This is a genomic window from uncultured Paraglaciecola sp. (assembly GCF_963977085.1).
Classification (GTDB): Bacteria; Pseudomonadota; Gammaproteobacteria; order Enterobacterales; family Alteromonadaceae; genus Paraglaciecola.
The window spans coordinates 355687-367321 of the sequence record NZ_CAXBNC010000001.1; the positions used below are offsets into that span (position 1 = coordinate 355687).

At 41.6% G+C, this 11635-nt stretch carries 10 protein-coding genes; 2 read left to right on the forward strand and 8 right to left on the reverse strand.

Annotated elements, in window-relative coordinates; all coding sequences use genetic code 11:
- Positions 1-108: 108 nt before the first annotated feature.
- On the forward strand, positions 109-2748 hold the full coding sequence (locus tag AAC000_RS01525; protein ID WP_339719467.1) for a family 20 glycosylhydrolase: 2640 nt from the start codon (positions 109-111) through the stop codon (positions 2746-2748).
- 158 nt (positions 2749-2906) lie between these two features.
- Here the strand turns inward: AAC000_RS01525 and AAC000_RS01530 are convergent, their stop codons facing one another.
- The 8 genes from AAC000_RS01530 to AAC000_RS01565 form a co-directional block, all read right to left on the reverse strand.
- Positions 2907-3830, reverse strand: a complete 924-nt coding sequence (locus tag AAC000_RS01530; RefSeq protein ID WP_339719469.1) for a DUF2608 domain-containing protein — start codon at positions 3828-3830, stop codon at positions 2907-2909.
- 421 nt (positions 3831-4251) lie between these two features.
- Entirely contained in the window at positions 4252-5691 is a 1440-nt protein-coding gene (merA, locus tag AAC000_RS01535) for a mercury(II) reductase (protein ID WP_339719471.1), read from the reverse strand.
- 11 nt (positions 5692-5702) lie between these two features.
- Complete coding sequence (gene merC / locus AAC000_RS01540) at positions 5703-6122, reverse strand: organomercurial transporter MerC (protein WP_339719472.1); 420 nt, start codon at positions 6120-6122, stop codon at positions 5703-5705.
- Positions 6123-6138: 16 nt separating this feature from the next.
- Positions 6139-6438: a cation transporter gene (locus tag AAC000_RS01545; RefSeq protein WP_339719474.1), complete on the reverse strand. Its 300-nt coding sequence runs from the start codon at positions 6436-6438 to the stop codon at positions 6139-6141.
- 52 nt (positions 6439-6490) lie between these two features.
- Positions 6491-6838 carry a mercuric transporter MerT family protein gene (locus AAC000_RS01550; RefSeq protein ID WP_339719476.1) on the reverse strand — a complete coding sequence of 116 codons (348 nt, stop codon included), beginning with the start codon at positions 6836-6838 and terminating at the stop codon, positions 6491-6493.
- Positions 6839-6988: 150 nt separating this feature from the next.
- The gene (gene merR, locus AAC000_RS01555; RefSeq protein ID WP_339719478.1) at positions 6989-7375 is read right to left on the reverse strand and encodes an Hg(II)-responsive transcriptional regulator; all 387 of its coding nucleotides are present in this window, start codon (positions 7373-7375) and stop codon (positions 6989-6991) included.
- Between the two features lie 311 nt (positions 7376-7686).
- Positions 7687-8316 carry a 3'-5' exonuclease gene (locus tag AAC000_RS01560; RefSeq protein ID WP_339719480.1) on the reverse strand — a complete coding sequence of 210 codons (630 nt, stop codon included), beginning with the start codon at positions 8314-8316 and terminating at the stop codon, positions 7687-7689.
- 84 nt (positions 8317-8400) lie between these two features.
- Positions 8401-9177, reverse strand: coding sequence for a polysaccharide deacetylase family protein (locus AAC000_RS01565; protein ID WP_339719483.1), 777 nt, complete (start codon positions 9175-9177; stop codon positions 8401-8403).
- A 229-nt stretch (positions 9178-9406) separates the two neighbouring features.
- Between AAC000_RS01565 and AAC000_RS01570 the strand changes: the two genes are divergently transcribed.
- On the forward strand, positions 9407-11626 hold the full coding sequence (locus AAC000_RS01570) for an endo-1,4-beta-xylanase (RefSeq protein WP_339719484.1): 2220 nt from the start codon (positions 9407-9409) through the stop codon (positions 11624-11626).
- Positions 11627-11635: the final 9 nt, after the last annotated feature.

Below are 11635 nucleotides of genomic sequence, written 5' to 3' on the forward strand. Positions count from 1 at the left end.
AAGATAAAAGGACAAAGGCATGGGAAGATGTAAAGCCAGTGGTTATTGCTGTTGCAACTAGCATTTTAACGACGGAAAATTTTTATAACGTTTATATAGGACTCATTCATGACAAATAGCACTATTACCATGGCAATGAAGGGTAAATTAAAGCAAAAAACACTTAGTGGATTGACTATAGCCATGGCTATTTTTATGACCGCTTGTGGAAATGAAACAGCACTCCCTTCTGTTGCGGAGCCAATAGTGTCAGTTAACGCTGCCGCAGCACAAATACAAGTCAAACTAGGTGTAAATCACAACTACCTCACTAAAGATTGCCCGAACCAAGCAAAGAGTTGTTATCAGGCCACTATGACATTGCGGCTCCCCCAAAGTATGCCTAAAAACTGGCGTATTTTATTCAGTAATTTGTCACCAATTAGCAAAGCCACGAGCAATGAATTTAACCTTGTGCATGTTAATGGTGACTTACATGAAATCTCGCCCAAAACAGACAAAATAGCAGCCAACACTGATTATCAAATAGTGTTTTATGGTCATACCCCCTTAGTCTCAGAATCGGTTTTATTTCCAAACTACCTGTTGGTGGACAGTCACGGCGAAACCAGTGTTATAACGTCAACAACAGAAAAGTTAATCAAAGGACATCAACTACCGCGCCCTCAGCACGTTGAAGCCTTTAGTCGCCCTGAACAGCAACTCAGAAATGCCGACGACAAGGTTGTCATTGCAGATACCAGTGAGCGTTTCTATCGTTTTTCGTCACGTATAACTGACAGCACAGAGACTCATAATTTACGCATTATCCCTAAACTGCAATCAGCTGATTGGTCATCCGAGACTGTTCATATTCCATCAGGAATACAATTGCCTGACATGCCAGATGCTAAAGATAAAAGTTTACTCGCCGCAGTTACCCAAAGATTAATTGCCAACTCAATTCAAATAAGCCAGCAGGGCTTACCAATAAAAATAATACAGAAAAGTGAAACTGCGCCAGAAAGTTATTCATTGTTCATTAGTGCCGAAGACATTCAAATTGAATATGCAGATTCTGCAGGACTTTATTATGCCATGATGTCTATAGCTCAGCTTTATGATGCACCAAACCAAGCTCTACCATTAGGTTTAGCAAAAGATCAACCCAGTATGGCGTTTCGAGGTCTACATATAGACGTTTCACGAAACTTCCGCAGCAAAGACTTTATTTTGCAAACACTAGAGCAAATGTCTTATTACAAACTAAATAAACTGCATTTACACCTTGCAGACGATGAGGGCTGGCGATTACAAATTGATTCGTTACCGGAACTCACCGATGTTGGCGCGTTTCGATGCTTTGATGAATCGGAACAAAACTGCTTATTGCCGCAGCTTGCCGGCGGTAATGGCAAGTTTGCGGCCACAGAACAAAACAGTGGCTTTTATAGCATCGACGACTACATTGAAATTTTGCAATATGCTGACGCAAGACAAATCGAAGTGCTTCCCTCCTTAGACATGCCAGGGCATTCGCGCGCAGCGATTGTTGCCATGAATGCAAGATACCAGCGCCTAATGAAGCTAGAAAAACCTGACGAAGCAGCACAATATTTTTTGACGGAGATTGACGACAAAAGTGAGTATCGCTCAATTCAACATTACAACGACAACACTCTCAACCCCTGTTTACCTGCTACTTATACTTTTATAGGTGAAGTGCTCGAACAATTAATCGACATGCACAAAACTGCTGGCGTGCCCCTGAAACGCTATCACATAGGTGCAGATGAAACGGCAGGAGCTTGGGCAGAATCGCCAGCCTGCGCTGCACTGATTGCCAGTAACGATAGTCTTAATGAAGCTAAACAGCTTGGCTCCTACTTTGTAGAAAAAGTTGCTAACAATATAAGTGAATTAGGGGTTTTACCTGCTGCGTGGAGCGACGGACTCTCCCACGCAAATTCCGAAAATTTGCCAGAAAAGTTACAATCAAACTCCTGGGAAACCCTATATTCCGGTGGTCACAGCAAAGTCCATGAAATGATTAATAAAGGCTGGCAGGTTGTGTTATCTACCCCAGACGTACTCTATTTTGACTTCCCCTACGAAGCGGACCCAATCGAACCTGGCTACTATTGGGGGTCAAGATACACCGACAGTTATCAAGTATTTCAATTTATGCCTCATAACTTAGCTGTACATGCAGAAATTTGGAGAGATAAATTGGGCAATGATTATGCAGCGCCAGCCAATATTGATATTCAAAATGATCAGCAAATCTTAGGTATTCAGGCACAGCTTTGGGGTGAAACTGTGCGTTCAAATGCTAAGGCCAACTACATGCTTTACCCTAGGTTATTGGTTGTGGCCGAACGCGCTTGGCATACCCCGAAATGGGCCGAAAGTTACAAGAAGGGAGTGGCCTATTCTGCCAGCACAAAACATTTTGACGCAGCGCAAAGAAATGCAATGAACGCAGACTGGTTCAGCTTTAGCGATGTATTGAGTCATAAAGCCATGCCACAACTGGTAAAAGAGTGGGTTGAACCAAGAGTACCTTTACCAGGCGCAGTGATAAAAGAGGGAGTGCTACATATGCATTCTGCTTATAGTGGCTTATTACTTGAATACAAAATACAGGACGGAGACTGGCAGCAATACAACGCCCCAATAAAACCCACTATCCAAGGTGATATTTGGGTACGGGCAAAAATTCCAACTACTCAAGTGACCAGCCGCGAAATGCAGCTAAGTAAATCCTAAACATGGATATTCATTAAGCTTTGATGGGCTAGTCTAACGCTGTGTTGCTAGCCCAAAAAGAAGTTATGGATTCATTATGTGCCTACCTGTTGATACTTATGCACATAATGAGAAACCCAAGTATGCGTACAGATAGCGGCGTATATTTTATGTTCCCTTTAAAGAGACAAACAGCCTTCAGCCAAGTTTCTTGCTGGAAATATTTGCCCTAAGGTAGCATTCAATTGTTGCCATTGCTGAGCCATCACATCCGCTTGCTGTTGCGTTAATACCTCACCAAACTGTTTTTCCCTCGCCTCTTCAATATGAGTGTAATGAAAAATACGCATGTCCACATTTTTTACGTTTTGATAGGTGTTATACATATCATCAATATTCTTTTGAGAATCGTCAACAAATACAATAGCCGCAAATTCTCTAGCCGTTTTTTCTAAGATATGTTGCAACATATCTCCTTTATTCATGCCTGAGGTCATCATTACGCCCTGCATATAGCTAACTTCCCGGCCTATTTTCTCTCTAAACATAAAGGCCTCTTGGCCTACCGGTACTAGTGCATTCGATGTTAAATCAACTTGATTACGGGCTAATTCTCGTTCTGTCGCGGCGCGATATTTAGGCGCTCGAGAGGTCAATGCCATTACGGTATGCCCAGATAATTGCCAGTTTGTTATGGTTTGATCTAGGTTATCTTCGGTTAAAATCATCGGGGCTAATTCGTAAAGCAAGCCAATTGAATCTTCAAACAAACAAGCGACCTTTTGTGATCCAGTAGGTTTGACATCAAATTTTCCTCTTTGCCATTGATACCACACATCACTGCCCAAATCAGTGGTACTAGTGAGTATGGTATTATCAATATCCATCACAATTAACACCTGCTCCTCGCCATACTTTTGACTTAACGTCGAAGTAGCAGAGACAACATCTGCCATAGCGTTAATCTCTTTTACGATAACGCTTTTAGTAACAGGGTCTTTTGACACAAGAGCAGATTCAGTCCCTTGGCCGACACTTGTACAGGATGAAGTCAAAAAAATAGTGAACACTAGAGATATGTAAATCGATGAGGTAGTTTTCAAAATCATTCCTATGGAATTTTTAGATAATCAGACTGAATCGTCCATTATCGACATAATAAACCCTAATGTCGATATACATTATAAAAAGGAGAGTATTTATAGATTAACAATAAAATGTCATGCTTTAAAAAAGCTATCATTTTTTATCGTCGAATAAAGCGGGCTGAATGGCAAAAATGAGCGAATTCCAGCCATTGAAACTTGATGTTTCCTTCGCATGCTAAACATGTGTAAGCAGACCGTCAGTGCCGATCATTTAATCGACACTCAGTGACACAATGGATATCCTAGCAAGTACAAAGAGAATGTAAGCTGATTTTCAAAAATGAATTTGAAATGGAACGCTTAACATTATTCAGTTAATCAAACCGAGAAATAGGCGTCCCATTAACCCACTTAAAACTTAGATTCTTTTTTTAAATTAACCCGCACAGCAGGATAGTTCCTTAACATCCTTACTGAAGGTTTGAGCACATAGTTTTAAACCTTCAACCATGGTCAAATATGGGAATAATTGCCCAGCGAGATCATCTACCGTCATATTATTATGAATTGCAAGCGCAGCACTTTGGATAATTTCTCCACCCTCATGGGCGAGTATTTGTGCGCCAAGAATTTTACCAGTTGACTTGTCAGCAACCAGTTTAATGAAACCATCCGTTTCAAAATTGGCCAATGCTCTAGGCACATTTTCCATATCTAATACGCGTGTAATGACCTCATAGCTCTCTGTTACGGCTTGCTCTTCTGTTAAACCTACGGTAGCAACCTGTGGGTCTGTAAAGATAACAGCAGGCATGGTCGATAAATCGAGCCTAGCTTCACCACCTGTCATATTAATGCCTGCTCTACTGCCCGCAGCTGCGGCTACATAAACAAATTGTGGCATGTTGGAGCAATCACCAGCAGCATATATGTTGGTGGTCGATGTTTCCATTTTATCATTGACCACAATGGCACCATTTTTATCTGTTTCAATACCAACATTCTCTATACCAAGATGTGCCGTATTTGCATGACGGCCTGTAGATACAAGTAATTTGTCAGCTTTTAGTACCCCTGCATTGGTGTCTAATTTGAATGAATTTCCGTCATAGCTGATATCGCTTGCCTGTGTGTTGCTTAGCACTCGAATACCTTCTTTTTCAAAGCATTCAGTTAGCTTCTTGCCCAGTAGTGGGTCTTCAGCATACAACAAGGTATGGCGTGCCAATATAGTCACATTACTACCTAAACGAGCATAGGCTTGGGCGATTTCTATAGCCACAACCGATGAACCAATCACGATTAAACTATCAGGCAATTCTTCTTCAAATAATGCTTCTGTAGATGTCCAATACGGCGTATCTGCCAGACCCTTAATCGGTGGAATAGTTGGTGTAGCGCCTGTTGCAATTAAGATGCGGTCTGCGTGAACAACTTCTTCTGAGCCATCTGATTTTTTGACAGTTAATGTATTTTCATTTTTGAAACGAGCATAACCCTTCAATAATGTTAGTGCTGGGTTGTTGTCTAAAATGTTTTGATACTTGGCACTTCGTAACTCTTCGACCCGAGAGGTTTGCTGTGCCATTAACAATGAACGACTTATCTTGGGAGGATTGTTTTCGATACCATCAAATGGGTTTTCTCGTTGCTGGTGTGCCAATTGCGCGGCACGAATCAGTATCTTAGATGGAACACAACCAACATTGACGCAACAACCACCAATGATATCTGCACCTTCAATCATAGTCACTCTAGCGCTACCTTCAGCTGCTTTAATAGCGCAAGCAAAAGCGCCAGAGCCACTGCCAATAATCGCAACATGTAACTGTTCTGATCCGCCAGAACAGCAATTATCTTCTTTATTACCAGACATTATTAAAAACCTTATATTGCGCAGGATTCATCGTCACAACGATGATTTGCGGGGGAAAATATATCCCATATTGAAATGACAACCATAAATCCCAAAGCGGAATAGGTTACGTATGTACTCCATGCATACTGGAACCAAGGGTAAAGTGAGAGTAATAAGAAAACAGGGCCTATTATGCCGAGTGCACTTCTATGCCACTGGCGATGACTTAACCATCCCAGTGCGTTAAGAGCTAGCGCAACCCATGCAAAAAAAGGCAATAGAGTATTGATAAAAACCCCTTCCCATTGGCTGAGAAAGCCCAATCCAACTGCTGCGCCTAAACTAGCAATAGCTGGAAAACACATCGCGCATCCCATCGCAGAAACCAATGCCCCAAGTGAGCCTGCTTTGCCACCAAATTGTGTAATATATTTTAAAAGTCGATCCACTATTTTAACCCTCGTTTTAATCTTTCAAGATAGATGGATAACCTGCATTGGTTGTTGCACTTACGAGCGCTTCAATATTGGTCTTCTCATCATCATAAGTAACAACAGCTAGCTTAGTTGCATAAGTAACAACAGCTAGCTTAGTTGCATAAGTAACATCAGCCTTTTTAACACCATCAACATTGGTTAAAGATTTTTTGACGGTAATAGGACAGGTAACACAATTCATGCTCGGTACATCAAGCGTGACCGTTTGAATTGCCGCCAATGCGCTTGAGCTTGAAAGTAAAGCGATTAAAAAAAATGTATTTTTCATAGTAGACTCCAAATTTTAATAGGATGTATTGACACAATATGTGTATGAAAAGTTAAGCAAACCAAAGTATCCAATAGTTGCTGGTGACCAAAACTATTGCAGTTGCAGAAATTAGCCAAAAAGTGATTTTACGACGATGCCGTGTTGCGGGAATTGCACAAGCGCTGTCTGGTTCACACTCTTCAATTGGGCGATAAATCCTCCATCCCGTGTAACCGAGTAACAGCACCACAACAAGAATAAATAAAGGGCGATAGGGTTCAAACGCGGTTAAGTTGCTTATCCATGAGCCGCTAATGCCCAGTAGCAATAGCACCAAAGGGCCAACGCAACATACGCCTGCACCGATTGCCGCAATGATCCCGCCGACCATTGGAAGATTTGATTCTTTTTTATTCATGTGAGCACCTCATTAACTTATGTCACAACGATAAGTTATGTACCTAGGTACGGAGTCAATGAGTTTTTTTGAAAAATATTGAAGAATACTGAAAGTGTATAATTCGCCTTTAAAGCAAATATACTTAGGAACTTAGTGATGCCGTCTTAGCTAAGGCTGCAATGAATCTATGATGGGGCAACAAGTTTCATCCTCATTACGTTGACATTGGGCTATATGTTCTAGCAGTGCTTTTTCCAAAAGCTGCAAATCCGCTTGTTTGGCCTGAACCGCAATTAGCTTTTTTTTAGCTAGTTCCTCGACTTGATGACAAGGGTTATCACTTAGTGATAGTAGCCCCTCAATTTCATGTAGCGTAAACCCCAATTCTTGAGAACGTTTTATGAAGCGAATTCTATTCACTGTTTCTAGTGGATATATTCTATAGCCCTGCAAAGGTTTGACAGGCTGTTTGATTAAACCCTTGCGCTCATAAAATCGAACGGTCTCTGGATTGATCCCGATTTGTTTTGCTATTTTACTAATCGTGCCTGACATTAATTATCTATCCTCAACAATTCATAAGCTCTAATATTTCGATAGCATAGGTTATCAGAACATAGAAACGATAAACGGTATTCTAGCTCTGTATAACGGCGGCGTAAAATGGTGACAATGATGAGGGTGGCTATTTTGGGTACAGCAGTAAAACAAATGCGCTGGAATCTGGCGAACGTCTGCAATCTGATAGCTAGAGCCGTTCATTGATTGCTTCCGCGATGACCGCAATTGGCACAAAGTGATCGTTCAAATTTCAGAATTTACGGAAATTGACCGAACAGAGTTTTCAGCTGAACAATCACTCGAGTTCAACTCTGCCTTCCTTGAGTTTGCAGTAGTTTTTCCACCGCTTTTTTTGGGGTTTTGGAAAGCTTTTGAATTAAGGTAAAAGGTACCTCTAGTGCTGTGGTAATTTGCGAAATGTCTTCTAGCATTGCCATCCACAATTTAGCGGTCATTTCTGAGTCGAATAAAGCCCTATGAAAATCCCCTTCTGAAGGAATATTTCTATAGCTGATGAGTGTGCCTAATTTATGATTAGGCGCTTGTTGATATAAACGTCTGGCGATAAGTAAAGAACAGGCAAATTGTCCATCATAGTTTCTAGAAATCCGACTTAATTCCGCATCCAAAAAACGTTTATCGAATGACGCATTATGGGCAACTAAATTACTATCCCCCATAAAATCAGCAAAAGCGTCCATTACTTCGTCACAGGGCGCTGCTTGGCTTAACATACGATTAGTAATACCCGTATAGTTTTCAATAAACCCACTAATACGTTTCCTTGGATTCATAAGTGCTTGAAAACGCTCTACCACCCGCCCCTTTTCTAAACGCACAGCACCTATTTCGATGGCTCTATCCCCCATATCTGGTGAAAGCCCAGTGGTTTCAAAATCAAGTACGATAAGGGAGTCGGCGCAAGAGTGCGTCATATTGGGGGTTACCTGCGTCATCTTAATTGGCTATTTTAACAAATATGCAGGCAATAGCGGAAGGGCTGCCGAGCAAGCTAGTGTTTATTGTGCACTGCGTTTTTTAGCCAGCATTATATTACGATAGGTATCCACCCAATATTTATCTTTGTTAGCGACTAAATAATCTAAAAACTTGGCGTGTTCTGCTGTTGCTGTAACTAGATGGTCGCCCCCTACCCCATGAAATAGCACATTGATCATTCTGATATTTGCAGGCTGTTTCTCAATAAAGTTGATGATCTGGGCACTGCTAATATCACTTGGACCGATAAAGGCTGCAAAGTTGGGGTCCTCTAAACTTTTCACACCCACAAATTGTTCTTTGACTGCCTCAACATAGTTACCATCTTTCACCATTTGGTCAAAACAAGGTGGTGTAAAAGTATGTTCACTGTATCCGTCTAACGAGGTTAATAGCGTATTGGCCACAGTTATTTCATTTACCATAGCTTGCACCGTTTTATCATCCAAAGCATTTGTAGGTTGAACCCATTCTCGGCCAGGTTTGCCACTTAGGCAGGCATGAAATAAAGAATGATTACCAAGCTCGTGCCCTTGCTGAGCGAGTTGACGCCACTCTTCAATACGCTCCTTAAAAGCATCCGACAAAGGCACAATATAAAATGAGGCTTTAAGGCCCCGCTGATTTAACGCCGGCAAGGCATTATCCAACTGACTATCTAGCGCGTCGTCATAGGACAAACTAATCGCTATTTTATTACCATCAGGCCACTTTTCGGCAGCCTCTAACGATTGATAAGCCAAGTGCATGGCCATTAATAAAATCAGGAAATGAGTAGAAACCTTAGTTACTCGCACAAAACGCCCTTTTTTTGCAATTCATTTACATACTAGTGTGCCCAATATCTAATAAAATCTATAGAAAAAATTTACTTTTAGGGCAATTATTATTCGTTAACTTTTTGATATATCATAGAAAATTTTAAAACGATGATACATAATAGCTTTACCTATTTTCACAATTGAAATCCACTAGTGTGGATGACAACATCTTTTAAATTAACATTAAATTTACAAGGTTTGCTTGATGCTCTTGATGTCCTGTAACAGCAAAAATATTGCTATCGCTTTATTATCGATTAGTTTTTTATGGGCTTGTGGCGGTGGTGGAGGCAAAACTGCTAGTCCAACGCCTATCTCTCCCCCTACACCTGCTGCTAATGTTGCACCTACAGTTGATGCTGGTCCTGACCAAGTAGTTGATGAAAAGAGCAATGTCACATTAAGCGGCAGCGCATCCGATTCTGATGGCAGCATCAATTCATATAGCTGGGCCCTTACATCTTCTGGTACAACTGTCTTGTTAACAGGGGCAGATACATCAAGCGTTACTTTTAATGCCCCCGATGTAGCCAGTAGCGAAGAGTTGACTTTTTCACTAACTGTCACCGACGACGATGGCGCGACTAGTACTGATACCTTGACGGTTACAATCAATAATATTAGTTCACCAACAACTCCCCCAACCGGTGAAATGACAGTGCCTGAAGGTGGCACATTTATTCTGTCAGCCAATACTCTGTCTTCAGCAACATTTTGGGAAGGGAATGGTAGTCAACCGGTAGGCAGCCGAACTATTGTAGCTGTAGATCACCAGAAGTTTTCACAAGCGCTAGAAGTAGATATTACCAATCCATCAGGCGTTACTTGGAATGGTAATGTCAGCATTGGCCTTACAGAAGACGTAAAAGTGGGTGATAACTTACTGCTACATTTGTATTTTCGAACTATGGCCAGTCAATATGAAACCGGAACTGGTTTCACCCGTGTGTTACTGCAAGGTCCTGAGCCTGAATACTTAAAATTGATTAGTCGCAATATTAATAGTGCTAACGAATGGGAAGAGTTTTTTATTCCCGCCACAGTAACCCAAGACTTTGCTAAAAATGAGTTAACCCTCATGTTTGAGCTTGGAGCCGGAGACAAGCCTCAAAGGTTTCAACTAGCAGGCATTGAGCTATATAACTATCAACAAAACATAGCTTTTACTGACCTACCTCAGACTAAGGCTACTTATGGCGGCCGTGACGAAGACGCCACATGGCGAACCGAAGCCGCTGCTCGCATCGAACAATATCGCAAAGGTGATTTCACTCTCACCATACAAACGCCTAGCGGCGATAAAATTACTAATACTGATATCAATATCAATATGCGCAAACATGCTTATCATTTTGGCTCGGCTGTGGTGTCTAACATGTTGATAGGAGACGGAGCTGATGAACAAATATACCAATCAAAAGTATTAGAGCTTTTTAATCAAGCTGGGCCCGAAAACGATCTAAAATGGGCACCCTGGGCAGGTGAATGGGGCAGTAGTTTTAACCAAGAAACCACCCTAGCCGGTTTGCAGTGGTTAAAAGACCATGACTTCTACACCCGCGGGCATGTCCTAGTTTGGCCTTCTAAACGTAACTTACCAGATGTCATGCAGCAATATTTACCCGATGACCCAGCCAATGCCGATCCCCAAGCTTTAGTTGCAGTGAAGAGCCATATTGATGACATTACCTCAAGAACAGCCAGTCTACTTTCTGAATGGGACGTGTTAAACGAACCTTATGACAATCACTATTTGATGGATGCATTTGGTGATGAAGTGATGGTGGATTGGTTTGAACAAGCACGTACAAATTTGCCTGATCATAAACTCTATATTAACGATTACAGCATTTTATCATCAGCGGGATCTGACACAGCCCACCAGCAACACTACCAAGATACCATAGAGTATTTATACGCTCAAAATGCGCCTATTGATGGCATTGGATTACAAAGCCACTTCAATGATGTGCTGACTGACATTACCAAGGTGTACAGCATTATAGAACGTTTCCATCTGGCATTCCCTAGTGCAGCTATCCGCTCAACGGAGTTTGATGTTTCAACATTAGATGAGCAGTTACAAGCTGATTACACCCGTGATTTTCTCACCATATTCTTTAGCCACCCAGCCACAGTTGGTGTGCAACTTTGGGGCTTTTGGGCCGGTAGGCACTGGTACCCAGATGCGGCGTTATATGACCTAGACTGGCGCGAGAAACCTAATGCAGTAGCATGGAAAGATTTAGTGTTTAATCAATGGCACAGCCAGTTTGCCGCAAAAACCAATGCCGAAGGAACCTTTAGCGGCCGTGGGTTTTATGGAGAATATGAGGTGACTTTTAGCTATCAAGGGACAGAGCAAACCTTATCGTTCAGTGTTAATAAAGATGCACAGAATAATATTATCCTGACGACACCATAGAAATTATTA

What these genes read in the sequence shown, in the direction of transcription:
- merA (WP_339719471.1), bottom strand. Translation starts at nt 5,691, where the DNA reads ATGTCTGGTAATAAAGAAGATAATTGCTGTTCTGGCGGATCAGAACAG.
- AAC000_RS01525 (WP_339719467.1), top strand. Translation starts at nt 109, where the DNA reads ATGACAAATAGCACTATTACCATGGCAATGAAGGGTAAATTAAAGCAA.
- AAC000_RS01545 (WP_339719474.1), bottom strand. Translation starts at nt 6,438, where the DNA reads ATGAAAAATACATTTTTTTTAATCGCTTTACTTTCAAGCTCAAGCGCA.
- AAC000_RS01570 (WP_339719484.1), top strand. Translation starts at nt 9,407, where the DNA reads ATGCTCTTGATGTCCTGTAACAGCAAAAATATTGCTATCGCTTTATTA.
- AAC000_RS01560 (WP_339719480.1), bottom strand. Translation starts at nt 8,316, where the DNA reads ATGACGCACTCTTGCGCCGACTCCCTTATCGTACTTGATTTTGAAACC.
- AAC000_RS01550 (WP_339719476.1), bottom strand. Translation starts at nt 6,838, where the DNA reads ATGAATAAAAAAGAATCAAATCTTCCAATGGTCGGCGGGATCATTGCG.
- merR (WP_339719478.1), bottom strand. Translation starts at nt 7,375, where the DNA reads ATGTCAGGCACGATTAGTAAAATAGCAAAACAAATCGGGATCAATCCA.